Annotated in this window: 24 protein-coding genes; 13 read left to right on the forward strand and 11 right to left on the reverse strand. The window is 64.1% G+C overall.

Annotated features, from left to right (window positions below):
* Positions 1–59: 59 nt before the first annotated feature.
* The 3 genes from AC0L3J_RS11970 to arfB all read left to right on the forward strand — a co-directional run bounded on the left by AC0L3J_RS11970 (position 60) and on the right by arfB (position 3,348).
* Positions 60–1,454, forward strand: coding sequence for a M16 family metallopeptidase (locus AC0L3J_RS11970; RefSeq protein WP_473347104.1), 1,395 nt, complete (start codon positions 60–62; stop codon positions 1,452–1,454).
* Positions 1,451–2,818, forward strand: coding sequence for a M16 family metallopeptidase (locus AC0L3J_RS11975; protein ID WP_473347105.1), 1,368 nt, complete (start codon positions 1,451–1,453; stop codon positions 2,816–2,818). Before AC0L3J_RS11970 ends, AC0L3J_RS11975 begins: the two co-directional genes overlap by 4 nt.
* A gap of 113 nt (positions 2,819–2,931) precedes the next feature.
* Positions 2,932–3,348, forward strand: a complete 417-nt coding sequence (arfB, locus tag AC0L3J_RS11980) for an alternative ribosome rescue aminoacyl-tRNA hydrolase ArfB (RefSeq protein ID WP_018453479.1) — start codon at positions 2,932–2,934, stop codon at positions 3,346–3,348.
* A 77-nt stretch (positions 3,349–3,425) separates the two neighbouring features.
* Here the strand turns inward: arfB and AC0L3J_RS11985 are convergent, their stop codons facing one another.
* Entirely contained in the window at positions 3,426–3,614 is a 189-nt protein-coding gene (locus tag AC0L3J_RS11985) for a hypothetical protein (RefSeq protein WP_473347106.1), read from the reverse strand.
* Positions 3,615–4,039: 425 nt separating this feature from the next.
* On the opposite strand from AC0L3J_RS11985, the gene AC0L3J_RS11990 reads away from it, so the two are divergent.
* Genes AC0L3J_RS11990 through AC0L3J_RS12005 form a run of 4 tightly spaced genes read left to right on the forward strand, consistent with a single transcriptional unit; the run spans position 4,040 to position 7,013 of the window.
* The gene (locus AC0L3J_RS11990) at positions 4,040–4,426 is read left to right on the forward strand and encodes a c-type cytochrome (protein ID WP_473347313.1); all 387 of its coding nucleotides are present in this window, start codon (positions 4,040–4,042) and stop codon (positions 4,424–4,426) included.
* Entirely contained in the window at positions 4,427–4,822 is a 396-nt protein-coding gene (locus AC0L3J_RS11995) for a VOC family protein (RefSeq protein WP_473347107.1), read from the forward strand.
* A 44-nt stretch (positions 4,823–4,866) separates the two neighbouring features.
* Positions 4,867–5,415, forward strand: a complete 549-nt coding sequence (locus tag AC0L3J_RS12000) for a gluconate 2-dehydrogenase subunit 3 family protein (protein ID WP_473347108.1) — start codon at positions 4,867–4,869, stop codon at positions 5,413–5,415.
* 29 nt (positions 5,416–5,444) lie between these two features.
* Positions 5,445–7,013 carry a GMC family oxidoreductase gene (locus AC0L3J_RS12005; protein ID WP_473347109.1) on the forward strand — a complete coding sequence of 523 codons (1,569 nt, stop codon included), beginning with the start codon at positions 5,445–5,447 and terminating at the stop codon, positions 7,011–7,013.
* A 138-nt stretch (positions 7,014–7,151) separates the two neighbouring features.
* Here AC0L3J_RS12005 and AC0L3J_RS12010 read toward each other — a convergent pair whose 3' ends face one another.
* Positions 7,152–7,469 carry a ribbon-helix-helix domain-containing protein gene (locus AC0L3J_RS12010; protein ID WP_027565409.1) on the reverse strand — a complete coding sequence of 106 codons (318 nt, stop codon included), beginning with the start codon at positions 7,467–7,469 and terminating at the stop codon, positions 7,152–7,154.
* A gap of 262 nt (positions 7,470–7,731) precedes the next feature.
* On the opposite strand from AC0L3J_RS12010, the gene mutL reads away from it, so the two are divergent.
* The gene (gene mutL, locus AC0L3J_RS12015; protein ID WP_473347110.1) at positions 7,732–9,543 is read left to right on the forward strand and encodes a DNA mismatch repair endonuclease MutL; all 1,812 of its coding nucleotides are present in this window, start codon (positions 7,732–7,734) and stop codon (positions 9,541–9,543) included.
* Between the two features lie 9 nt (positions 9,544–9,552).
* Here mutL and rsmD read toward each other — a convergent pair whose 3' ends face one another.
* Both rsmD and AC0L3J_RS12025 read right to left on the reverse strand, forming a co-directional pair.
* Positions 9,553–10,107 (reverse strand): 16S rRNA (guanine(966)-N(2))-methyltransferase RsmD, encoded by a 555-nt coding sequence (gene rsmD / locus AC0L3J_RS12020; protein ID WP_473347111.1) that lies wholly within the window; start codon positions 10,105–10,107, stop codon positions 9,553–9,555.
* A 2-nt stretch (positions 10,108–10,109) separates the two neighbouring features.
* Positions 10,110–12,272 carry a pseudouridine synthase gene (locus tag AC0L3J_RS12025; RefSeq protein ID WP_473347112.1) on the reverse strand — a complete coding sequence of 721 codons (2,163 nt, stop codon included), beginning with the start codon at positions 12,270–12,272 and terminating at the stop codon, positions 10,110–10,112.
* Positions 12,273–12,391: 119 nt separating this feature from the next.
* On the opposite strand from AC0L3J_RS12025, the gene AC0L3J_RS12030 reads away from it, so the two are divergent.
* On the forward strand, positions 12,392–12,850 hold the full coding sequence (locus AC0L3J_RS12030) for a nucleoside deaminase (protein ID WP_007596901.1): 459 nt from the start codon (positions 12,392–12,394) through the stop codon (positions 12,848–12,850).
* On the opposite strand, the gene AC0L3J_RS12035 is transcribed toward AC0L3J_RS12030, so the two are convergent.
* The 4 genes from AC0L3J_RS12035 to AC0L3J_RS12050 form a co-directional block, all read right to left on the reverse strand.
* Positions 12,847–13,752, reverse strand: a complete 906-nt coding sequence (locus tag AC0L3J_RS12035; protein ID WP_473347113.1) for an alpha/beta fold hydrolase — start codon at positions 13,750–13,752, stop codon at positions 12,847–12,849. The genes AC0L3J_RS12030 and AC0L3J_RS12035 overlap by 4 nt on opposite strands.
* Before the next feature lie 170 nt (positions 13,753–13,922).
* Complete coding sequence (purD, locus tag AC0L3J_RS12040) at positions 13,923–15,206, reverse strand: phosphoribosylamine--glycine ligase (RefSeq protein ID WP_473347114.1); 1,284 nt, start codon at positions 15,204–15,206, stop codon at positions 13,923–13,925.
* Positions 15,207–15,384: 178 nt separating this feature from the next.
* Positions 15,385–16,005, reverse strand: coding sequence for a hypothetical protein (locus AC0L3J_RS12045; protein WP_473347115.1), 621 nt, complete (start codon positions 16,003–16,005; stop codon positions 15,385–15,387).
* Positions 16,006–16,338: 333 nt separating this feature from the next.
* Complete coding sequence (locus AC0L3J_RS12050; RefSeq protein ID WP_473347116.1) at positions 16,339–17,040, reverse strand: hypothetical protein; 702 nt, start codon at positions 17,038–17,040, stop codon at positions 16,339–16,341.
* A gap of 416 nt (positions 17,041–17,456) precedes the next feature.
* Here AC0L3J_RS12050 and AC0L3J_RS12055 point away from each other — a divergent pair, with 416 nt between their 5' ends.
* From AC0L3J_RS12055 to AC0L3J_RS12065, 3 genes are all read left to right on the forward strand, one after another.
* On the forward strand, positions 17,457–17,813 hold the full coding sequence (locus tag AC0L3J_RS12055) for a hypothetical protein (protein ID WP_473347117.1): 357 nt from the start codon (positions 17,457–17,459) through the stop codon (positions 17,811–17,813).
* A gap of 166 nt (positions 17,814–17,979) precedes the next feature.
* A complete protein-coding gene (locus AC0L3J_RS12060; RefSeq protein ID WP_473347118.1) occupies positions 17,980–18,207 on the forward strand; it encodes a hypothetical protein in 228 nt (75 codons plus the stop codon).
* 251 nt (positions 18,208–18,458) lie between these two features.
* Entirely contained in the window at positions 18,459–18,734 is a 276-nt protein-coding gene (locus AC0L3J_RS12065; RefSeq protein ID WP_473347119.1) for a hypothetical protein, read from the forward strand.
* Between the two features lie 185 nt (positions 18,735–18,919).
* Here AC0L3J_RS12065 and AC0L3J_RS12070 read toward each other — a convergent pair whose 3' ends face one another.
* The 3 genes from AC0L3J_RS12070 to AC0L3J_RS12080 all read right to left on the reverse strand — a co-directional run bounded on the left by AC0L3J_RS12070 (position 18,920) and on the right by AC0L3J_RS12080 (position 21,087).
* On the reverse strand, positions 18,920–19,219 hold the full coding sequence (locus AC0L3J_RS12070; protein ID WP_404524087.1) for a winged helix-turn-helix domain-containing protein: 300 nt from the start codon (positions 19,217–19,219) through the stop codon (positions 18,920–18,922).
* A complete protein-coding gene (locus AC0L3J_RS12075; RefSeq protein WP_473347120.1) occupies positions 19,219–19,773 on the reverse strand; it encodes a hypothetical protein in 555 nt (184 codons plus the stop codon). The genes AC0L3J_RS12070 and AC0L3J_RS12075 overlap by 1 nt, the downstream gene beginning before the upstream one ends.
* 303 nt (positions 19,774–20,076) lie before the next feature.
* The gene (locus AC0L3J_RS12080) at positions 20,077–21,087 is read right to left on the reverse strand and encodes an alpha/beta hydrolase (protein ID WP_473347121.1); all 1,011 of its coding nucleotides are present in this window, start codon (positions 21,085–21,087) and stop codon (positions 20,077–20,079) included.
* Positions 21,088–21,206: 119 nt separating this feature from the next.
* Between AC0L3J_RS12080 and xseA the strand changes: the two genes are divergently transcribed.
* Complete coding sequence (gene xseA / locus AC0L3J_RS12085) at positions 21,207–22,844, forward strand: exodeoxyribonuclease VII large subunit (protein ID WP_473347122.1); 1,638 nt, start codon at positions 21,207–21,209, stop codon at positions 22,842–22,844.
* Positions 22,845–23,032: the final 188 nt, after the last annotated feature.

The raw sequence follows: 23,032 nt of genomic DNA on the forward strand, positions 1-23,032 counted from the left end.
ACGGTGTAGCATGCCGTGCCTCCGAGCCGGACATCCGGGCTCGGCCTTTCATAAGGATCATGATGTCCTCTTACCGATCGGCTGCCCGCCTCCTTGCCGCGCTGCTTTCGACGAGTGTCCTGACGGCCGGCGCATCCCTTGCGCAGACCACGGTGACATCGGCCCCGCCCGCCAGCTTCACGCTCGGAAACGGCATGCAGGTCGTGGTGATTCCCGACCACCGCACGCCCGTCGTCACGGAAATGATCTGGTACAAGGTCGGCTCGGCGGACGAGACGCCGGGCAAGTCCGGGCTGGCGCACTTCCTCGAGCACCTGATGTTCAAGGGCACATCGAAGCATCCGGTCGGCGAATTCTCCCAGACCGTGCTCCGCGTCGGCGGCAACGAGAACGCCTCGACCTCGGTCGACTACACCAACTACTACCAGCGCGTGCCGCGCGAGCAGTTGCCGACCATGATGGAGTTCGAGGCCGACCGCATGACCGGCCTGATCCTCAAGGACGAGAACGTGCTGCCCGAGCGCGACGTCGTGCTCGAAGAATACAACATGCGCGTCGCCAACAATCCGGACGCGCGGCTGAACGAGCAGATCATGGCCGCGCTCTATCTCAACCATCCCTATGGCCGGCCGGTGATCGGCTGGCACCAGGAGATCGAGAAGCTCGACCGCGAGGATGCGCTCGCCTTCTACCGCCGCTTCTATGCGCCGAACAACGCGATCCTGGTGATCGCCGGCGACGTCGAGCCCGCCGACATCCGCCCGCTGGTCGAGCGCAATTTCGGCTCCATCCCGGCTCAACCCGCCATCCCGGCGCGCCGCGTCCGCCCGCAGGAGCCGGAGCCCGCGGCGCCGCGCACCGTGACCCTGGCCGATCCGCGCGTCGAGCAACCCGGCTTGCGACGCTATTACCTGGTGCCCTCGGCGACCACGGCTGCGGCCGGCGAAAGCGCGGCCCTCGACGTGCTGGCGCAGCTGATGGGCAGCGGCAGCAATTCCTATCTCTACCGTGCGCTCGTGGTCGACAAGCCGCTCGCGGTCTCCGCCAGCGCCAGCTATTCGAGCATCTCGCTCGACCCGACCCAGTTCGCGATCTCGGCTTCGCCCAAATCCGGGGTCAGCTTCGCCGAGGTCGAGCAGGTGGTCGACGGCGTCATTGCCGACGTCGCGCAGAATCCGATCCGCGCCGAGGATCTCGAGCGGGTCAAGACCCAGCTCATCGCCGAGGCGATCTACGCCCAGGACAACCAGGCGGTGCTGGCGCGCTGGTATGGCGGCGCATTGACCACGGGCCTGTCGATCGAGGATATCCGGAGCTGGCCAGATCGCATCCGCGCGGTCACCGCCGAGCAGGTCCGCACCGTCGCGCAGAAATGGCTCGAGAAGAAGCGCTCGGTAACGGGCTATCTGATCAAGGACACCGGCGCCGCCAAGCGCGAGGAGAAGCGTTCGTGACCTATCCCTTTCTTCGACGCGTTGCGTTCTCCTTTGCCACCGGCGCGGCACTCGCGCTTGCTACCGTCTCGCCGTCGCAGGCGGCGGCAAAGATCCAGCATTTAACTTCGCCGGGCGGCATCGAGGCCTGGTTCGTGCAGGATGCGACCGTGCCGCTGATCGCCATGGAATATTCCTTTGCCGGCGGCTCGGCCCAGGATCCCAAGGACAAGTCGGGCGTCGCCAATCTGGTCGGCGATCTCCTCGACGAAGGCTCCGGCGATCTCGATTCCAAGACCTTCCATGAGCGGCTCGACCGCCGCGCCATCGAGCTCTCCTTCTCCGCCACCCGCGACACGTTCCGCGGCAGCCTGCGCATGCTGCGCGACAACAAGGACGAGGCCTTCGACCTGCTGCGGAGCGCGCTGACCTCGCCGCATTTCGAAACGGCCGATGTCGAGCGCATCCGCTCGCAGGTGATCTCGGGCCTGCGCCGCGAGACCACCAACCCGACCTCGCTGGCGAGCCGCAAATTCCTGGAGGTTGCCTTCGGCGATCATCCCTACGGCCGGCAGTCCAACGGCAACCTCGAGAGCGTTCCGACCATCACGGTTGCCGACATGAAGGACTATGTTGGCCGCGTGCTCGCCAAGGACACGCTCAAGATCGCGGTGGTTGGCGATGTGGATCCCGATACACTCGGCAAGCTGCTCGACCACACGTTTGGCAGCCTGCCCGCCAAGGCCAATCTCGTGCCGGTCCCCGACGTCGAGGCCGCCAAGCCGCCGCAACGCGCTTTCGTGACGCTCGACGTGCCCCAGACCGTGATCACCTTCGGCGGTCCCGGAGTGAAGCGCAGCGATCCGAACTTCATGGCGGCCTATGTCGTCAACCACATCCTCGGCGGCGGCGGGCTGTCCTCGCGGCTTTATCGCGAGGTGCGTGAGAAGCGCGGGCTGGCCTATTCGGTGTTCGAATCGCTGCTCTGGATGGAGCATTCGGCGGTCTTCATCGGCAATACCGGCACCCGCGCCGACCGTGCCGGCGACACCATCGACGCCATCGACAAGGAAGTGCGCCGGATCGCCGAGGAAGGCCCGACGCAGAAGGAGCTCGATGAAGCCAAGTCCTACCTCAAGGGCTCGCAGATGCTGGCGCTCGACACCTCCTCGAAGCTCGCGCAGGCGCTGCTGCAATATCAGCAGGACAAGCTGCCGATCGACTATATCGAGAAGCGCAACGCCGTCGTCGATGCGGTCACCATGGACGACGCCAAGGCGGCCGCAAAGCGCCTCTGGGGCCAGGGCCTCCTGACCGTCGTCGTCGGCCGCGCTCCGCAGGCCGCGGCGCAACCCGCAGCCGCACCGGCGACGAAATCGAACTGACGTCTTTCGTAGGCTTCGTGAATGGCCGGGCTCGCCCGGCCATTTGCATTTCGGGGCGCCATTGCCGAACTTGGGCGTCCGGGATATGTCCGGGCATCACGAATGGTGCCACCATGCTGCGGATATCCCGCGATCTCGTCATCGACGAGGACGACATCGAGATCGGCTTTGTCCGCGCCTCCGGCCCGGGCGGGCAGAACGTCAACAAGGTCGCGACCTCGGCGCAATTGCGCTTCGACACCCGGAAGCTGACGCTTCCGGAGGATGCCGCGCTGCGCCTCGCCCGGCTCGCAGGGCAGCGCATGACCAAGGACGGCGTCATCGTGATCCAGGCCCAACGCTTCCGCACCCAGGAGCGCAACCGCCAGGACGCCATCGACCGCCTCACGGAGATGCTCGGCGAAGCCATGATCCGGCCGAAGCCGCGGCGCGCGACAAAGCCGACCTTTGGCTCCAAGCAGCGCCGGCTCGAGGGCAAGAAGCACCGCAGCGACATCAAGTCGAAGCGCGGACGCGGTTTCGACGACTAGCAAAGACAGCAAAAGAACTCCGGCCGCAGGGCGGCCGGAGTTCTGCCATTTCACTCCATTGGCTAGTAGCGCTTGGGCTAGTAGCGCTTGCCCGTGGCTGCACCGCCTGTCGCGGACTCGTCGGCGGTCCCTTTGTGTGCAGCACTGCCCGTGGTGCCAACCGTGCCCCTGGTGCCCTTCGTCGGCTTCATGCCCGCCGTCTCGCCCGCCGCGCCCGGCTGGGCGCTCATCTCCTCGTCGCCGCTGCCCATTGTGCTGCCTTGCATGGGTTTGCTTTGCACGGTGCCGCTAGGCCTCGCGCCAGACGACGTACCTTGCGCGAGAACCGGTGTCACAAGGAGAGCCGAGACGGCGCATGCGATTGCGGAGGTCTTCACCAACTTCATCCATTTCTCCTGGATTTTCGCGATGATCGGTTCGGCGGCTTGATGCGCCGTCCGCCTGAGCCGAACCAGTCCATCGCGTTACGAGCTCGAACGGCGCGACCGCGATGCAATCCGTCTCGTGTGGTGATCGTTTAGGGATTTGACGGCGGTTTCGCGGAATTGTCCTCCGCATATGCGGCAGCGCGGAACAACGCACTCGCGCGCATCTCCGCACGCAGCGAAACAGCCCGCTACTACCACCGCATGTTTTGCCGCGCCTAGAATTTGCGCACGCTGAATTGACGTGGATGGGCGGACTTTTGACGATGCGCGCGATCGTGCTGGGATTGTGCACCGCGATGGTGCTGGTGGTGCGGATGGCCGAGGCGCAGATGCCCTTGCCGGCTGCAAAGCCGCCGGATGGCGCAACACTGTTCAAGCAGCAATGCGCGGTGTGCCACACCACGAACCTGTCGGAACCGGTGCGGCAGGGTCCGCCGCTGGTCGGGATCGTCGGGCGGCCCGCCGGCAAGGTCGAAGGCTTTCACTATTCAGAGCCCCTCGCACAAGCAGCCTTCGCCTGGGACGAGACGAAGCTCGACGCCTGGCTGACCAATCCGCAAGCCGTGATTCCCGGCGTGGTCATGGTCTACCGGCAGGCGAAGCCGGAGACGCGCGCCGCCATCATCGCCTTTCTTAAGGAGCAGAACTGAATGGCGAAGCCGGTCCATTCCATGATCCGCGCACTCGACGAGGCGCGCTCGCTCGACTTCTACAAGCGGGCCTTTGGCCTGGAAGTCGCCGACCGTCTGAAGTTCGCAGACTTTGCCCTGATCTATCTGCGTCATCCCTCCTCGCCCTTCGAGTTGGAGCTGACGGTCAATTTCGATCGCAAGGAGCCGTATGCGCTCGGCGACGGCTACGGACATCTCGCCGTGGTGGTCGAGGATCTCGATGCCGAGCATGCCCGCTTCGAGCGCCAGAAGCTCGCACCGGGCCCGCTGCGCGACTTCAAGCACGACGGCAAAACGCTGGCGCGCTTCTTCTTCGTCAGCGACCCCGACGGCTACAAGATCGAGGTGATCCAACGGGGCGGACGCTTCAACTGATCGAACTACAAAATCAAAATCATAAAAATCGAAGGAGGAATGTCATGAGAGAAGTCGATCGTCGAAGCAGGCACAGCCGCCGCATCTTTCTCAAGGGCGCCGCGGCCGCCGTGCCGGTCGCGGCAGTCGCGACCAGCGTCGCTGTCAGCATCGAGGGCGCCTGGGCCGACGAGGCAAGCGCGCTTTCGCCCGCGACGATGAAGACGCTGCTGAAAGTCGCGCGCGATATCTATCCGCACGATTTCCTTGGCGACAGCTACTACGTCACCGCGATCAAGCCGTGGGACGGAAAGGCCGCCAAGGACCCCGCCGTCAAGGCGCTGATCAGCGACGGCATCACCAGGCTCGATCAGAACGCGCGTGATCGCCACAAGGCGCCCTATGCCGAAGTGCCCTGGGAAGCCGACCGCGTGGTGCTCTTGAAGGAGATCGAGCAGAGCGACTTCTTCCAGAAGGTGCGCGGCGACCTCGTCGTCTCTCTCTACAACCAGAAAGAGGTCTGGCCGCGGTTCGGCTACGAGGGCTCCTCCGCCGAACACGGCGGCTACATCAACCGCGGCTTCGCCGACATCGACTGGCTGCCGAAGGCTTAAGGCTCACCCAACGGTTCAGGAGAACGCATATGGCAAAATTCGATCTGAACGACTCCAGCGTTGTGGTGATCGTCGGCTCCGGTGCCGGCGGCGGCACGCTGGGCAACGAGCTCGCACAGAAGGGCATCAAGGTCGTGATTCTCGAAGCAGGTCCCCGCATCGAGAATCAGGACTTCGTCAATGACGAGTGGGAGAGTTTCTCGCAGCTCGCCTGGACCGATGCGCGCACCACATCAGGATCATGGCGCGTCGCAAAAGACTTCTCGGGTCTTCCCGCCTGGATCGTCAAGGCGGTCGGCGGCTCGACCACACACTGGGCCGGCGCGTCGCTGCGGTTCGACGAGCACGAGTTCAAGGTGAAGAGCACCTACGGCAACATTCCCGGCGCCAACCTGCTGGACTGGCCGGTCACGCTCGCGGAGATGGAGCCGTGGTACGCCAAGGCCGAGAACAAGATGGGCGTGACCCGCACCAACGGCATTCCCGGACTTCCCGGCAACAATAACTTCAGAGTGATGGAGGCCGGCGCAAAGAAGCTCGGCTACAAGACGGTGCACACCGGCAACATGGCGATCAACAGCCAGCCGCGCGACGGACGCGGCGCCTGTCAGCAGATCGGCTTCTGCTTCCAGGGCTGCAAGTCCGGCGCGAAATGGTCGACACTCTACACCGAGATCCCCAAGGGCGAGGCGACCGGCAATCTCGAGGTTCGCCCCGCCAGCATGGCGGTCAAGATCGAGCACGATGCCGGCGGCAAAGTCACCGGCGTGGTTTACGCCGACGAGAGCGGTGCAATGCAGCGCCAGAAGGCGCGCATCGTTGCTGTCGCCGGCAATTCGATTGAAAGCCCACGGCTGCTGTTGAACAGCGCATCCACGATGTTCCCCGACGGCCTCGGCAACTCAAGCGGTCAGGTCGGCCGCAATTACATGCGCCACATGACCGGCAGCGTCTATGCCGTGTTCGAGAAGTCGGTGCACATGTATCGCGGCACCACCATGGCCGGCATCATCCGCGACGAGGCCGCCAACAATCCGAAGCGCGGCTTCGTCGGCGGCTACGAGATGGAGACGCTGTCGCTCGGACTGCCCTTCATGGCGGCGTTCCTCAACCCCGGCGCCTGGGGACGTCCGTTCACCGCAGCGCTCGACGGTTATCCCAGGATGGCCGGCATGTGGCTGGTCGGCGAGGACATGGCGCAGGAGACCAACCGCATCACGCTCGATCCGACCGTGAAGGACAAGTTCGGCCAGCCGGTCGCAAGCGTGCACTTCGACGATCATCCCAACGATCTCGCGATGCGCGCGCACGCCTACAAGCAGGGTGCGGCGGTCTACGACGCCGTCGGCGCCACCGTGAGCTATCCGACACCGCCCTATCCGAGCACCCACAATCTCGGCACTAACAGGATGAGCGAGAAGCCGCGAGACGGCGTGGTCAACAAGTTCGGCCAGAGCCACGACGTCAAGAACCTGTTCGTCTCCGACGGCAGCCAGTTCACCAGCGGCGCAGCCTGCAATCCGACGCTGACCATCGTTTCGCTGGCGATCCGTCAGGCGGACTACATTGCAGGCGCGATGCAGAAGAAGGAGATCTGACGCCCGACGTCCATCGGCTCGGAATGGAGCACAGCGTTCCCTCCCCGTCATTGCGAGCGACGCGAAGCAATCCAGAATCCCACCGCGGTGACGGTCTGGATTGCTTCGTCGCAAGAGCTCCTCGCAATGACGGTGGGGCTATTCAGCCGCATCAAGAATGGGTGCGACGGCGACCTTGAAATCCCGTACCGGCGCCAAGCTCCGGGAGCGATAGATCAGGCAGGAGCAGCGCAGCAACGAGGCAAAATTATTGACCTCGCCGTGATGGTCGAGCACCTCGTTGTAGAGCGTTGTCAGGAACTTGCCGACGCTCATGTTCTCCTTGGCCGCGATCTCCTCCAGCGTGTCCCAGAACGCCATTTCCAGACGGATCGAGGTGCAATGCCCACCGATCCGTAAGGAGCGGGTCTGGGATTCGTAGTCGCGTTGGGGCTGATGCGCGAAGAGATGGCACATGGCGTCCTCCCGTCCTGTTGCCGTTTTTCGCGATGCTACACCGCAGCCCGGTACCCCACAATCGGGACGGCAGCCGGAGATCGATCCATCCCAGTTGCGCGATTCTCTCGAACGTCCAATCCCATCAATGCGATAGACAGCCCTTTTCCCCAGCCCGCCACGTTCCTGTTGCCCAACACATGCTTTTGACGCAACACGGCCTAGAATAGCGTTCTCCGCGAATCCCGATCGAAGCCCAAGATCGAAGCCGAAAATCGAACTCATGCCCGTCCGCCAATTACCCGAACAGGTCGTCAACCGCATCGCCGCCGGCGAGGTGGTCGAGCGTCCCGCGAGCGTGGTCAAGGAACTGGTCGAGAACGCCATCGATGCCGGCGCGAGCCGCATCGACGTCTTTACCGATGGCGGCGGGCGCCGGCGGATCGGCATCACCGACGACGGCGGCGGCATGACCGCCAGGGACCTGTCACTGGCGGTCGAGCGTCACGCCACCTCCAAGCTCGACGACGAGGACTTGCTGCAGATCCGCACGCTCGGATTCCGCGGCGAAGCGCTGCCCTCGATCGGCTCTGTGGCGCGGCTCGCCATCACCACGCGGCATGCCGGCGAGCCGCACGCCTGGGCGCTCAATGTCGAGGGCGGCGAGAAATCCGAGATCATGCCGGCGGCGCTGGCCCACGGCACGCGGGTCGAGGTCAATGACCTCTTCTACGCGACGCCGGCGCGGCTGAAGTTCTTGAAGACCGACCGGACGGAGGCGGAAGCGATTCGTGAGGTGGTGCGGCGCCTCGCGATGGCGCGGCCGGAAATCGCCTTCACGCTCGCGGGCGAAGAGCGCGCTCCGGTGACCTGGGCTGCGGCGCTGCCCGGCGTCGCCGGTCGCCTGACGCGTCTCGGCGACATCCTGGGGGCGGAGTTCCGCAGCCATGCCATCGAGGTCCATGCCGAGCGCGAGGGCGTGGTGGTCGCCGGCTATGCCGCAGCGCCGGCGCTGACCAAAGCCAACGCGCTCGGGCAATATCTCTTCGTCAACGGCCGCCCGGTGCGCGACAAGCTGATCCTAGGGGCAGTGCGCGGGGCCTATGCCGATTATCTGCCGCGCGACCGCCATCCGGTGCTGGCGCTGTTCGTCACGCTCGATCCGCGCGAGGTCGACGCCAACGTGCATCCGGCCAAGACCGAGGTGCGGTTTCGCAACGCCGGCCTCGTCCGTGCGCTGATCGTGCACGGATTGAAGGAAGGGCTTGCACGCGAGGGCCGGCGTACGGCGGCCAACAGCGGCGAAAGCGCGCTGTCGTCGTTCCGCCCCGCATTCACGCCGCGCCCGGCAAGCTGGGACTGGCGGGCGTCGCCATCCGCCCCGGTCGCGCCGATGCCGTCATTCGAAGGCTCCGCCGCGCCCGCCTTCGCCGAACGCGCGCAGGCTGCGTTCGATGTCGGCGCACCCAGCGCGGACGTGCGGATCGAATCCCAGCCGGTCAGTGACCTGGTCGACCGCCCGCTCGGCGCTGCGCGCACCCAGATCCACGAGACCTACATCGTCTCGCAGACCCGCGACGGCCTGATCATCGTCGACCAGCACGCCGCACATGAACGCATCGTCTACGAGCGGCTGAAAGCCTCTCTGGCGGAGAACGGCGTGCAGCGGCAGATCCTGCTGATCCCCGAGATCGTCGAGATGGACGAGGCCACGGTGGAGCGCCTGCTCGAGCGCAGCGAGGAGCTGGTGTCATTCGGCCTTGCGATCGAATCCTTCGGCCCCGGCGCGGTTGCGGTGCGCGAGACGCCGTCGCTGCTCGGCAAGGCCGACGCGGGCGGGCTCTTGCGCGATCTTTCCGAGCACATGGCCGAGTGGGACGAGGCGCTGCCGCTGGAGCGCCGCCTGATGCACGTCGCCGCCACCATGGCCTGCCACGGCTCAGTGCGCGCCGGCCGCAGGCTGCGGCCGGAAGAGATGAACGCCCTGCTCCGCGAGATGGAGGACACGCCGAACTCCGGCCAGTGCAATCACGGCCGCCCGACCTATGTCGAGCTGAAGCTGTCGGATGTCGAGAAGCTGTTCGGGCGAAGATAATTTTCGAAATTACGGCCGCCTCAAAAACACGAACTCCGTGTCGTCATAAGTGCGCCGCTCCAATTCCTCGAAGCCTTCCGGCGTGACGAATTGCGCAGCCTTTGCCTCTTCCACGACGAGCAGCGCGCCCGGCGTGAGCCAGCTGCCGTCGCGCAAGCTCGCAAGCGCCTTCTCCGCAAACCCCTTGCCATAGGGCGGATCGAGAAACACCAGCGAGAACGGCTCGACCGGATGCGCAGGGCCGAGATCGGTCGCATCGCGGCGATAGACTTTTGTCACGCCACCCAAGCCCAGCGTCTCGACATTGTTCCGCAGCAGGGCGCGCGCTTCCGCGCCGTTGTCGACGAACAGCACGAATTTAGCGCCGCGTGACGACGCCTCGATGCCCAGCGCGCCGGTGCCGGCAAAGAGATCGAGCACGCGCGCGTCCGCAATCGGATCGTCATAGGCGTGCACGAGGATGTTGAACACGGACTCGCGCAGGCGGTCCGCCGTGGGGCGGATGTCGCGCGAGGACGGTGAGGCCAGATTGCGCCCCTTCAAGCGACCGCCGACGACGCGCAACCTCAGTCCTCCTTCGGCGCCAGATCGCGCTTGCCGTGATAGCCGCGCTTGGGACGGCGCGGCGGGCCGTAGCCGCTCGCCTCAGCCTCGTTGCGCTCGCGCGCTTCCTCGCTGCCGGTGCGTTGCACCAGCACGCGGCGGCCCTTGCGGTCGTTGATCACGCCGCGCTTGGTCGCCGGCTTCTTTTCGCGCGGCGCGTCGTCTCCCTCATGCGAGGCAGATTTCTGCGGCACGTCGAACTGCGCGCCCGATTTGTCGATGATCTTTTCGCCGAGCTGGTCGCGCAGCACGCGGGACTTGATCTCCTCGACTTGGCCTTCGGGGACCTCGCCGAGCTGGAACGGGCCGTAGGAGACCCGGATCAGCCGGTTCACCTCAAGTCCGAGATGGGCACAGACGTTGCGCACTTCGCGGTTCTTGCCCTCGCGGATCGCGAACACCAGCCAGACATTGGCGCCCTGGTCGCGCTCCAGCGTGGCGTCGATCGGACCGTATTTGATGCCCTCGATCTCGACGCCGTTCTTCAGCTCGTCGAGCTGCGCCTGCGTGACGTCGCCATGGGCGCGGACACGGTAGCGGCGCAGCCAGCCGGTGTCCGGCAGCTCGAGCGTGCGCGCGAGCCCGCCATCATTGGTGAGCAGCAGCAGGCCCTCGGTGTTGAAGTCGAGCCGGCCGATCGAGATCAGCCGCGGCAGACCTTCGGGCAAATTGTCGAACACGGTCGGACGTCCCTCGGGATCGTCATGCGTCGTCATCAGGCCGCGCGGCTTGTGATAGAGGAACAGCCGCGTGCGCTCGCGCTCCGGCAACGGCTTGCCGTCGATGGTGACGAAATCGTTCGAGGTGATGTCGAGCGCAGGCGAATTGATCACCCGGCCGTTGACGCTGACGCGGCCCTGCGTGACCATCTCCTCGGCGTCGCGGCGCGAGGCGAGGCCCGCACGCGACAGCACCTTGGCGATACGCTCGCCGGCTTTCTTCGGCTTGACCTCTTCCTCGCGGCGCGGCCGCCGCTCGGAATCACGATCGCGCTCGCGATAGGCGCCGCGGCCGCCGAAGGCCGGACGCTTCTCGAAGATCCTGCTCTCGTCCTCGTTTTCGCGGCGTGGACGATCGCCGGAACGCGCTTCGCTGCGGGGATGCTCGTGCCAGTCGGAACGGCCCTCGGAGCGCTCGCGCGGACGATCGAATTTGGGGCGATCGCCGCCGCGATCGAACTTTGGGCGATCATCGCGCGGACGATCGAACTTGGGACGATCGAATTTGGGCCGCTCGCGGAACGGACGGTCACCCGATGGACGATCGTCGCGCGAACGCGAAAAGCGCGGACGGTCGTCGCCGCCGCCTTGCCGATCGTCGCGCTTCTGCCAGGGCTTGTCCTGACCGCGGTCGCTGCCGCCGAAATCCTTGCGCGGACCCTTGCTGAAATCCTTGCGCGGCGGCCGGTCACCGCGCGGAGCCGCATCGCGCTTCTGCCAGGGTTTTGAATCGCTGCGATTGCGGTCCGGTGCGCCGCGCGAAAACTTCCGCTCGCCATCGAACTTGCGTTCCGGACGGTCGCCACGCGGCGCGTAAGGTCGCTTGTCGCCAAACTTCGCGTCACCGGTTCGGCCGGCTGGACGGGACTCGTCGCGATCCCTGCGCGGCGGACGGTCATCACGCCCATAGGACGGGCGATCACCGCGCGGCTTGAACGGCCGCTTCTCGCCATCGCGCGAGGGGCGATCAGAAAATGGGCGGTCGCCACGGGGCTTGAACGGGCGCTTCTCGCCGTCGCGCGACGGACGATCCGAAAACGGACGGTCCTCACGCGGCTTGAAGGGCCGATCGCCACGCGGCTTGAAGCTGCGCTCGCCACGATCCTCGCCGCGCGGCCGGTCTTCGCGCGGCCGGTCTTCACGCGGCCGGTCTTGGCGATTGAACTTCGGACGGTCGCTGAAGTCGCGGCGCGGGGCATCGCCCTCCTCGCGGCGACGGAAGGGACGGCTGTCGCGGTCGCCGCGGGGCGGGCGGGCGTCGCCCTTGTCCCCGGGAGGGCCGCGCTTGGCGAACTTCTTGTCGGGTCCGCGTGGCTTGCCGGAGCGGCCCTTGGCCGGACCTCCCTTGGCCGGGCCGCGATCACGACGGCCGCGGGAATCGTTGTCTTTGTCGCTGTCGCGAGGCATGAATAATCTCACTCAGGGGGTGGCCAGAAAGCATTGTGCGCGCTCGTCTCGAGCCGCATGCTCAGGCAAAATCGGTAAGCACTTCTGCTGAAGTCGCAGCTACTAGCAGGTTTCTCGCGATGATACGAGGCTTGAAAGCCCCCTCTTTCATGGATTTGGCGCTCAAAACGGCCGAAAACGCCGGAAAGGCGGGCGAAGTTCCGATCGGATGCGTCGTGGTCCGCAATTACGAGGTCATCGCCACCGCGGCGAACCGGACGCTGACGGACTACGACCCCACGGCGCATGCCGAGATCGTTGCGCTGCGCGAGGCGGCCAAAAAGATCGGCAGCGAGCGCCTGGTCGACTGCGACCTCTACGTGACGCTGGAGCCGTGCACCATGTGTGCGGGCGCGATCTCGTTTGCAAGGGTGAGGCGCCTGTATTACGGCGCCGCCGATCCCAAGGGCGGCGCGGTTGAATCAGGCGTGCGGTTCTTCACCTCGCCGACCTGCCATCACGTCCCGGATGTCTATTCCGGGGTCGGCGAAAGCGAAGCGGCGCGGCTGCTCAAGGACTTCTTTCGGGAGCGGCGCTAAGGCGCGGCAAAGAACTCGCGCAGCGCCTTGGCGGTGACGTCGGGATTTTCCTCGGTGAGGAAGTGGCCGGAATCCACCGGCATGCCCACGACGTTGGTCGCCCATTGCTTCCAGATGTCGAGCGGGGTGGCGGCGGCTTGCGCCACGCCGGCATTGCCCCACAGCGCCAGCATGGGAATCGTGATCTTCTTGCCGGCCTCGAAATCGGCCTTGTCGAGATCGTAGTCGAAATAGGCGCCGGCGCGGTAATCCTCGCACATCGCGTGCACGCGGGCGGGATCGCGGAACGGGGCGATGTAGTGTTCGAGCGCGCGCGCGTCGATGGCGTCCAGCGTCTTCGATTTAGTCTGCCTCGCCATCTTGAAGCGCAGGAAGAACTCGCCATTGCTCGCGACCAGCGTCTCCGGCAGCGGATAGGGCTGCGCCAGAAACGTCCAGTGATAGATCTTCAGCGCATAGGCGCGGTTCATCCGCTCCCAGTAATTATAGGTCGGCAGGATATCGAGCACCGCGAGCTTCGACAGCCGGCCGGGATGATCGAGCGCCAACCGGTACGAGACGCGGCCGCCGCGATCGTGGCCGGCGAGCGCGAAGTGCACGTGGCCGAGACGCTCCATCGCCTCGACCATCGCTTTCGCCATCGCGCGCTTGCTGTAGGGGATGTGCAGCGCGTCGCTCTCGGGCATGTCGGACCAGCCATAGCCGGGCAGATCGGCGATGATCAGCGTGAACCCGTCGCTCAGCTGCGGCGCGACGCGGTGCCACATCACGTTGGTCTCGGAGAAGCCGTGCAGCAGCAGCAGCGGCGGTCCCTTGCCGCCGACGCGGGCGAAGATGCGGCCGAAGGAGGTGTTGATCCATTCGGAGGCGAAGCCGGGATAGAGGTCGGCGAGATCGGACATCTTCTGCATCCTTATCTGTCAGCGTGGGATCTGTTCGGTCTTGAGAATGCCCCAAAACAAAAAGTCGAAAAACAACCCCATGCACAGTAGCTAAGTCCAACGCCCGCCTAAATAATTTCGGAGTGGCGACGGCGCGGCCGCTCATTGCGCGCGTGCGCGAAAAAAGCCTGTCAGCTCTTGGCCTTCTCGGCGTCCACCGCCTGCCAGCCGATGTCGCGGCGGCAAAAACCTTCCGGCCAGTTGATGCGGTCGACGGCCTGATAGGCGCGCGCCTGCGCCTCCGTCACGGTCTTGCCGAGCGCGCAGACATTGAGCACGCGGCCGCCATTGGCGAGGATGGCGCCGTCCTTCTCGACCGTGCCGGCGTGGAAGATCTCGGCGGTCTCGACCTTGGCCGCGTCATCGAGCCCCTCGATCCGCGTGCCCTTCTGATAGTCGCCGGGATAGCCCTTCGCCGCCATCACCACCGTGAGCGCGGCCTCCGGATGCCAGCGCAGGTCAAAGTTCTTCAGCTGGCCGTCGCAGGCGGCGAGGAAGGCCGGCACGATGTCCGACATCATCCTGAGCATCAGCACCTGGCACTCGGGATCGCCGAAGCGCACGTTGAACTCGAACAGTTTTGGCCCTTGCGTCGTCAGCATGATGCCGGCGTAGAGGATGCCGCGAAACGGCGTGCCGCGCTGCTTCATGCCTGATACCGTCGGCAGGATGATCTTGGCCATGATCGCGTCGTGGATCGCCGGCGTCACCAGCGGCGTCGGCGAATAGGCGCCCATGCCGCCGGTGTTCGGACCGACGTCGTGGTCGAACACGCGCTTGTGGTCCTGCGCGGACGCCAGCGGAATGGCGGTCTCGCCGTCGCACAGCGCGAAGAAGCTGATCTCGCGGCCCGGCAGAAACTCCTCGATCACGACCTCGGCGCCGGCCTCGCCAAAGCCGCCCTCGAACATCATGGCGATGGCGTCCTCCGCCTCGCGCACCGACTTGGCGACGACGACGCCCTTGCCGGCGGCAAGACCGTCGGCCTTGACCACGATCGGCGCGCCCTGGCTCTGGACGTAGGCACGCGCATCGGCGGCGTTGGTGAATCGCTTGTAGGCGCCGGTCGGGATGCCGAATTCGGTGCACAGCGCCTTGGTAAAGCCCTTCGAGCTTTCGAGCTGGGCGGGGATCTTGTCCGGCCCGAACGCCTTGATGCCGGCGGCGGTGAGGTCATCGACGATCCCGGCCGCCAGCGGCGTCTCCGGACCGACCACCACGAGCTCGACCGCATTCGCATTGCAGAACTCGATCACGGCGGCATGGTCGGCGACATCGAGCGCCACGCACTCCGCCTCGCGCGCGATCCCGGCATTGCCCGGCGCGCACCAGAATTTGGTCACCAGGGGAGAGGCCGCGATCTTCCACGCCAGAGCATGTTCGCGGCCGCCGGAACCAAGCAGGAGAATGTGCATCGAGGGCTCAGAATGAGGGGTTTGCTGGGGCGGAGGTCGCACGAATCGGGGCGGGGCTCAAGGGGGGACGGGCCTCCGAATTTCCCGTCATTCGATTCCCCTGTCATCCGGGCGCGCGCATTGCGAGCCCGGAACGATGGTAGGAAGTGATACCGTCAATGAGAAATCCGAGAATCGCTCAGGTGTTGGCGATGGCACGTTCCAAAACGACGGCCAGCCCTTCTAGCCTGCTGTAATACCGCTTAGGGCTCGCCGGGCGGCTGTCCTTCGCATTTAGAAACTCTTCGGGAAGAGGAGCGTACCGGATGCTGTAGACCTGTTGCAGATGTTTGCGATAGGCGGCTCTTGCCGCGTCGCTGCCGTGGACCACACAGTTTCGTATGGCCGCTAAGGCATCAATGTAAGGAATATCCGCTTGGGGTACCTTACGGAAGGGATTGTTGGCTTTGCCCAGCCATCGATCCGCCTTCCCGAATAGATCAGCCATTGACCTAAAATCGAAGAATTTGCTGCCTCCTCGAACAACGAAGGAGGCCAGCCCGAAGGAAACCTGCGAAACACCGGCGATACCTTCCTCGGCGATGAAGTGGCTCGCGTCATGGTTCAGTGCCGCGACGGCACGTCCTTCGGCATACCGCTCCCAGATGCCATGCAGCTCAACAGCAGTCATGGCGGCCATCCACCGCAACATCATGTAGTCCGCCTTCAGCGCTTTGGCCGTCTCTATGCGCTCCAGCGCCCACTTGATGTCATGCTGCGCCGAAGCCTTGAGCTTTTTGAGGTCGATTTTTCGCGCCATCTTTGGACCTGCGGTTAATAAAAATCGTATTGGTTATGAATCTGCGGATTCTGCGAGCCCCAATTGAAGTACGGTGACTTAATTACAGTGACAGTGCACAAAATTACAAAGCCAAAGCACGACCTTACATCGTTCACTGCCCTTTCACTGCAATTCACCGCAGCCCGTAGGATGGTTGAGCCACTGCGAAACCCATCGCACGTGTCGATCGAGGCGTCCGCAAAGCTAGCCGACCGGGCGCCACTCGCAATCGGATGGTAGCCGCGAAGACGGAAAGCGGGGAATGAGAAAGCGATGGGTTTCGCAACACTCAACTCTTCCTACACGCTGCTCTCATTGGGCGGCTTTTGCGTAGTGCGTATTTAGTATCCCCGACTGATAGGCTTGGAAGACCTTCATGCAGTGATCGGCGAATATCGCCACCATATAGATGTCGTCCCGATCGCTACGGAATTCCTCCAACCTTTTGTGTCCCCAGCCAAAGGGGTCTGCTGAGAGTTCTTTGACGTCATTGAAGGAGTACTCGGCAAGTGAATCGGCGTCTGCAAGGTAGCCGCGGGCTTCGACTTTCTTGACGAGTAGGTGGCTATAAGCCGAGAGGACGGGGCGCAGGTTCGTATCCGGACCGGCGACACTTGCAAGCGCCGCAAAGCAAAGCGTCTCGCGCAAGAATAGTGATTTTTCATTGAAGCGAGGGTGCGCGGCAACTGGGATGCGCAGCCTCTCGGCTGTCATATCGCCGATATGGTTCGAAAGCGGAAGTGCATCGTATATGCGCTCAGCGTAGGTCTCGTTCCAGGCGGGGGCCCCACCTAGTGCGGCGGGAGCAGTGGGCTTCTTGCCGGACAGAATGTACCGGATCGCTGCGCCAATCGCCCAGATGATGAGAGCTACTACGAGAATGAAGCCGGTGACCATTGGGCCGTCTTTGCGGCCGTAGCCCTCGCTGAAGTAAATCAGAAGGGCTATGCCACCAGTTAGGGCGGCCAGAATGCACGCGATCCAGTAGAGGACGTTGGCGACACGGACGATCATAGAGAATTCCAAGTCGCGTCATCGCTTCGTGCCTTGCGCACTAGCTCCTCGACTACGACGAGCACGACCACCATGAGTACGCCCAGTATGAATGCCACCAAGCTCAAGGGTATGTCTAAGAGCCAATCGATGATCTTCTGGGCGCCGAGCCAGCTCACGTGGGGGAGCGGTATATCGTTGTAAGTGAATAGCTTCGAGATGGGCAGCGGTGTCCAGTGACCTTCTCTGAGCCATTGGAAAGTCTGCCAGCAGATGATCGCCGGTCCAGGCAATAGAAATATGCCGTAAAACTCCCCCATATCGTCCCCCTCGATCCCTGGCGGGCATCTTGCCCGACGCACAACCCTCAAGACAAGGGGCGTTTAAGCCGCTAGGATCAACGGCTTAAGTGCGCCGGTCGGGGGATCGGGGGGATCATGGACGCGCTAAATGCCATTTTCGACATGGCCGCCCATGCACGCGGAGGCGGCCACTACACCAGCTCCTGTCATTACAATTGCGGCTGGGACATGCTCACAGCCCTGTCGCTATTTGTGCTCGTGCCCGCTCTTTGGATACTGGCAAAAACGTCCGTTACCAGCGTGAAGTCGCTCAAGGATGCCGGCATTGCCGCTGGCGTCTTGGCCTTTTGCGCGCTCGTTATCGTGGCATCGCTCGTCCTTGGCCCGCTCATTGTGCTCGTAGCCATCGTGGTTGTAGTGGTCATCGTAATAAATACGTTGAGTTCTTGGGAGGAGGAGAAGAAGAGGAAACAGGAGAAGGGGCATGGATAGTGGGCTGATCTTCGCGCTAACTACTGCTCTGCTCCCTGGTTACGTGTTCGCTACGCTCATCTATGCAGGCCTTGTAAAGAACCTTGAGCGTAGCCTTACGTTCTAGCAGGCATGGATCATTTGCGGTGTAGCCACGGCTGCTTCATTCGCGATCTACGTCGTTTACGTGCTTGGCCTGAAGGCGCCTTATCACCTCAACAAGGATGTGGACGGTGTAGCGACGTTGGTCGCATGGTCCGCGCTGGGCATCATCATCACGAGGCTCGCCGCAAACTACGGGATCAAGAAGAACGGATGGCTGGGCGTCGGCGGCAGAGCTAACCTTTATTTGCTCATGATGCTGTGGGCGCTGATAGCGGTGATCTTCGGAGTGCAATGGCTGCTGACGCGGTAGTTGTGGATAGCCCGTAGGATGGGTTGAGCCGTTGCGAAAACCATCACACGTGTCTCTCGAAGCGTCCATAAAGCTAGCCGACCGAGCGCCATCCGCGATTCATCGTCACTTGCAGTCGGATGATAGCCGCGAAGACGAAGAGCGGGAATGGGAAAGCGATGGGTCGCAATGGCTCAACCCATACTACGAGTTGAACGGCAGATTGCGAAGGGCTCCCAAATGTGTCTTCCTGTTTGATAGGAGGAACGGCCATGGGAAAATTCAATTCGGCGAAGAGTTCTAAGCTGTTTTTGGAGACGATGGAGGAGGAGAAGAATCCGAGGCGTACGCGGTTCAATAAGTTGTCGAGCCGTTTGACGCGTCATTTGAAGAAGGATGAGCCTCTTACTGGTGATACGTTGGAGTTTGCGTTGAATGCTGTGCGTGATGACAAGATTGCGGAGAAGCTTAAGTGTGGTGAGCCGCTGAGTGATTATGAGAAGCATATGATCGACGGTTTGCTCCGTATGACGCTTGCGAAGCTATGACCGTCGGGAGAGACGAATGGAACACCTAACGCAAATCGCGGCTGCCGGAGCGCTTCTGGCCGTCTACTACATGTACGAATACTGGTACGCGACCTTGTCTGTCTTGGCGCTGGGTTTGGTTGGCATGATATTCAGTTTCGTAGCGGGCGATCGGAAATAGCAACTGCCCTAGTCGCCCCTGAAGCTTAAACCTGCCTCCCCGCAATGATCTCCTGCAACGTCGCCACATGCCGCGCGAAGGCGCCGCGACCCGCCGCCGTTGCGGTGACCGTGGTCTGCGGCTTCTTGCCGACGAACGCCTTCTCCACGGACACATAGCCCGCCTTGGCCAGCGTCTCGATATGCGCGCCGAGATTGCCGTCGGTCGCGCCGGTGAGCTTTTTCAGCCGGGAGAACTCCAAACCAGCGGTGGCCGGCAGCGCGTTCAGTGCCGCCATGATCTTCAGCCGCAACGGCTGGTGGATGATGTCGTCGAGCTCGGCCATCAGATCCGCCGCATCCAGAGGCCGCCGAGGATCAGGCCTCCGCCATTGACGAAGGCCATCCATAGCGGAAACGCCTCGCCGATGTAGAAGTAACCGATCAGCGTCAGCGCGGAGATGCCGAGACCGATCGCCATGAAGGCATAGCCGAACCAGAGACCCGCCAGCGAATAGAACAGCATGAAGTAGAGCGGCCAGAACGTGCCGAGCTGGCGCGGACCGAAATGACCGAGCACATTGGTGCAGAGATAACCGAAGGCGAAGAACAGCACGAACACCAGAAGCAGTCTGAGGTTGAAGCCGGCGCCATGGGAGTGATGCGGCGGATTGAAAATGCGCAGCGCCACCAGACCGCCGGCGCCCAAGGCGTCCGCGGCAACCCAGGCGTAGACCGCATAGACCGGCCAAAGCCAGGTCACGAGATTGGCCGCAAACACCAGGACGCCCCACCAGACGGCAGCAAAGCTCGCCAGCTCATAGAGCTGCGATTGCTTCACCCGCTGGACGATGTCGTCGATATCGGCCAGCGCCGCGGAGGCTTCCTTGCTGTCGATCATGTCGTCCCTTTCTGTCCCTGGGTTACCTCGTAGGACGTTCGGTGACAGCTGGGCAAGCGCCTCGTCCTTCGAGACGCCCGCTGCGCGGTCTCCTCAGGATGAGGCTCAGCTGCACCACGGACCCGATGAAGCGGCTGACGCAAACTCCGTCCTCATCCTGAGGGCCCGCCGCAGGCGGGCGTCTCGAAGGATGGCCACGGGTTCGGTGACAGCTGGGCAAGCGCCTCGTCCTTCGAGACGCCCGCTGCGCGGTCTCCTCAGGATGAGGCTCAGCTGCGATTGCCTTGTCATCAACGGGGCGCATCATGACTGCCCTGCCCCGCGCGTTGCAACATCGTCGGCGATGACCGAGATCGCCTTCGGGTTGGTGACGATGCCCATATGGTTGATGCCGTCGATGACCTTGACGTCGACCGACGGTTTGATGGCCTGCACGACCTCCGCATATTTATCCGAGATCATCATCTCGTCCTCGGCGCCGCCGAAGATCGTGACCGGACGTGTCGTCGCCGGAAGATCGATGCGATAGCCGCGCGTCGCGAAATTGCGCGTCAGGCGATCGGAATAGGTGGCGACGAGATACTTCGCCGAAGTCGCGGGCACGGCGAGAGCGAGCACCGGAAGCTGCGAACAGCAGTCGATGCCGAGCTTGCGCAGCGTGGCGAGCGCGAAGAAGCGCGGCAGGTCGACATTGGCCCAGCCGCCGGCACGCGGCTTGTTGGTCGGCGCGTCATAGCCGAGATAAGGCGCGAGCAGCACGGTGCGCACGAACATGTCCTGCATGATCGGCGTCGCGGCGACGCGCAGCGAGAAGCCGGCGCCGGCGGAATGGCCGATCAAGGTGAGCGGCAGCTCCGGCGCGGTCTTGCGCACCTCGGCGACGAAATCGACGAGGTCGTCTTCGAGCTGGCCGACATAGCCGATGTCGCCGCGCGTGCCGGAGCCGCCATGGCCGCGGATGTCGAGCGCCCAGGTCTCCACCCCGCGCGAGGCGATCGCATGGGTCAGGGCATGATTGACGGTGCCGCTGGAGCCGGACGAGCCGTGGATGAAGATCGCGCCGCGGCCCGTCGCAGCGCCGCTGGCAGCGTAGTGGCGAAAGCCGATCCAGGTACCGTCACGGGCCTGGAAGCGCTCGAGCGGAGGCAGCGTGGTCCAGTCGATGCCCTTGGCGGAGTCGGAGACCGACTTCATCTCGGGCGGCCGCTCCAGCGGCGTTGCGATCATCACGGCCAGGATCAGCGCCACGCCGCCGACCGCACACAAGGTCCATTTCAGCCCGCTCAAAACACCGCGCAGCAGTCGAATTGCCATGATCCACTCTCCTCAAACTCATCAACTATAGAGAACTCTATAAGACAGAGTACTCTCTTGATCAATCCCTGGATTGGCGCCGCGCTGCAAAAATCCTTAACGTCGGGTCTGATCCCAACATGCCGAATCGTTTGCCGATGCCGTCAGCGGAACCCCTGCTCAACACTCCCGAATTCACCGTTTCCGAGCTCTCGCAGTCCCTGAAACGGACGGTCGAGGACACCTATGGCCATGTCCGGGTCCGCGGCGAGATCTCCGGCTTTCGCGGGGCGCATTCCTCCGGCCATTGCTATTTCGCGCTCAAGGACGAGAGCGCCAAGATCGAGGCGGTGATCTGGAAGGGCGTGCACGGCCGCATGCGCTTCAAGCCCCAGGAGGGGCTCGAGGTCATCGCCACCGGCAAGCTCACGACCTACCCGGGCTCCTCGAAATACCAGATCGTGATCGAGGCGCTGGAGCCGGCCGGCATCGGCGCGCTGATGGCGCTGATGGAGGAGCGCAAGCGGAAGCTCGCCGCCGAAGGCCTGTTCGACGAAGCGCGCAAGCAGCTGCTGCCGTGGCTGCCGGAGGTGATCGGCGTGGTGACCTCGCCGACCGGCGCCGTGATCCGCGACATCCTGCATCGGCTGGAGGACCGCTTTCCCCGCCACGTGCTGGTGTGGCCGGTGAAAGTGCAGGGCGAAGGCTCGGCCGAGCAGGTCGCGGCCGCAATCCGTGGCTTCAACGCGCTGCCGGAGGGCGGCAAGATTCCGCGGCCCGACGTGCTGATCGTCGCGCGCGGCGGCGGCTCGCTGGAGGATCTGTGGTCGTTCAACGAGGAGATCGTGGTCCGTGCCGCGGCCGAGAGCATGATCCCGCTGATCTCGGCGGTGGGGCATGAGACCGACATCACGCTGATCGACTTCGTCGCCGACAAGCGCGCACCGACGCCGACGGCGGCGGCCGAGATGGCCGTGCCGGTGCGCAGCGATCTGTTTGTCGAGGTCGGCGATCTCGGGCGACGCACCCGGTCCTGCTGGCAACGCGGCCAGGAGAGCCGCCGCAGCGAGCTGCGTGCGGCCGCGCGCGCGCTGCCGGCAGCCGGCGATTTGCTGGCGATCCCGCGGCAGCGGCTGGATTCGGCGGGAGCATCCCTGCCCCGCTGCCTCAAGGCCAACACCCATGCGCATTTCCGCAGGTTCACCGCGGCGGGCGCCAAGCTGACGCTGCGGGTGCTGCATGGCCAGATCTCGCAGGCCGATCATCGCCTCACTGTGTGCGGCGAACGGCTCGGCCTGTCCACCCGTTCGCTGCTGCGGCGGCGGCGCGACCGCTTTGCCGGGCTGGAGGTGCGCTTGCGCGCCTCAAAGCTTTCCAATGCGCAGGCGCAGCGCAACGCGATTCACCGCCAGCGCGAGCGCACGCATCGCCTGGCCGAGCGCGCGGGCCGCGCGCTGGTGACGCTGATGCAGCGGCTCGATGCCCGCGTCGAGAACAGCGGCAAGCTGCTCTCCGCCTTGTCCTATCGCGGCGTGCTCGCGCGCGGCTTTGCGCTGGTGCGCGACGAAGCCGGCCATCCCCTGCATGCGGCGGACGCGATCGGGCCTGGTGCAAGGGTCGAGATCGAGTTTGCGGATGGCCGCGTGGGTGCGACCGCGGATGCGGATCGTGCAGCACCGACGGCAAAGCGCGCGCCGGCGCAAGCGAAGGCGCCGCAGGAGGCAAAGCCAGCTCCGAAGCGCGTGGGCAAGCCGGTGGATCAGGGGAATTTGTTTTAGGCGGGAGGGGGTCGCGCCACCCTCGGTGTCGTCCCGGCGAAGGCCGGGACCCATACCGCGAGGTCTATCGGGTACGCGTGGTGTCAGTCCCGAACGACCAGTCTTCGCCAAACTACTCCCTGGGGTAATGGGTCCTGGCTTTCGCCAGGACGACGCTGGAAGAGGCTTGCGTGCAGCCTCACTCGTCA

Source organism: Bradyrhizobium sp. Kon37, assembly GCF_055807535.1.

What these genes read in the sequence shown, in the direction of transcription:
- AC0L3J_RS11970 (WP_473347104.1), top strand. Translation starts at nt 60, where the DNA reads ATGATGTCCTCTTACCGATCGGCTGCCCGCCTCCTTGCCGCGCTGCTT.
- arfB (WP_018453479.1), top strand. Translation starts at nt 2,932, where the DNA reads ATGCTGCGGATATCCCGCGATCTCGTCATCGACGAGGACGACATCGAG.
- AC0L3J_RS11985 (WP_473347106.1), bottom strand. Translation starts at nt 3,614, where the DNA reads ATGCAAGGCAGCACAATGGGCAGCGGCGACGAGGAGATGAGCGCCCAG.
- AC0L3J_RS11990 (WP_473347313.1), top strand. Translation starts at nt 4,040, where the DNA reads ATGCGCGCGATCGTGCTGGGATTGTGCACCGCGATGGTGCTGGTGGTG.
- AC0L3J_RS11995 (WP_473347107.1), top strand. Translation starts at nt 4,427, where the DNA reads ATGGCGAAGCCGGTCCATTCCATGATCCGCGCACTCGACGAGGCGCGC.
- AC0L3J_RS12000 (WP_473347108.1), top strand. Translation starts at nt 4,867, where the DNA reads ATGAGAGAAGTCGATCGTCGAAGCAGGCACAGCCGCCGCATCTTTCTC.
- AC0L3J_RS12005 (WP_473347109.1), top strand. Translation starts at nt 5,445, where the DNA reads ATGGCAAAATTCGATCTGAACGACTCCAGCGTTGTGGTGATCGTCGGC.
- AC0L3J_RS12010 (WP_027565409.1), bottom strand. Translation starts at nt 7,469, where the DNA reads ATGTGCCATCTCTTCGCGCATCAGCCCCAACGCGACTACGAATCCCAG.
- mutL (WP_473347110.1), top strand. Translation starts at nt 7,732, where the DNA reads ATGCCCGTCCGCCAATTACCCGAACAGGTCGTCAACCGCATCGCCGCC.
- AC0L3J_RS12025 (WP_473347112.1), bottom strand. Translation starts at nt 12,272, where the DNA reads ATGCCTCGCGACAGCGACAAAGACAACGATTCCCGCGGCCGTCGTGAT.
- AC0L3J_RS12030 (WP_007596901.1), top strand. Translation starts at nt 12,392, where the DNA reads ATGATACGAGGCTTGAAAGCCCCCTCTTTCATGGATTTGGCGCTCAAA.
- AC0L3J_RS12035 (WP_473347113.1), bottom strand. Translation starts at nt 13,752, where the DNA reads ATGTCCGATCTCGCCGACCTCTATCCCGGCTTCGCCTCCGAATGGATC.
- purD (WP_473347114.1), bottom strand. Translation starts at nt 15,206, where the DNA reads ATGCACATTCTCCTGCTTGGTTCCGGCGGCCGCGAACATGCTCTGGCG.
- AC0L3J_RS12045 (WP_473347115.1), bottom strand. Translation starts at nt 16,005, where the DNA reads ATGGCGCGAAAAATCGACCTCAAAAAGCTCAAGGCTTCGGCGCAGCAT.
- AC0L3J_RS12050 (WP_473347116.1), bottom strand. Translation starts at nt 17,040, where the DNA reads ATGATCGTCCGTGTCGCCAACGTCCTCTACTGGATCGCGTGCATTCTG.
- AC0L3J_RS12055 (WP_473347117.1), top strand. Translation starts at nt 17,457, where the DNA reads ATGGACGCGCTAAATGCCATTTTCGACATGGCCGCCCATGCACGCGGA.
- AC0L3J_RS12065 (WP_473347119.1), top strand. Translation starts at nt 18,459, where the DNA reads ATGGGAAAATTCAATTCGGCGAAGAGTTCTAAGCTGTTTTTGGAGACG.
- AC0L3J_RS12070 (WP_404524087.1), bottom strand. Translation starts at nt 19,219, where the DNA reads ATGGCCGAGCTCGACGACATCATCCACCAGCCGTTGCGGCTGAAGATC.
- AC0L3J_RS12075 (WP_473347120.1), bottom strand. Translation starts at nt 19,773, where the DNA reads ATGATCGACAGCAAGGAAGCCTCCGCGGCGCTGGCCGATATCGACGAC.
- AC0L3J_RS12080 (WP_473347121.1), bottom strand. Translation starts at nt 21,087, where the DNA reads ATGGCAATTCGACTGCTGCGCGGTGTTTTGAGCGGGCTGAAATGGACC.
- xseA (WP_473347122.1), top strand. Translation starts at nt 21,207, where the DNA reads ATGCCGAATCGTTTGCCGATGCCGTCAGCGGAACCCCTGCTCAACACT.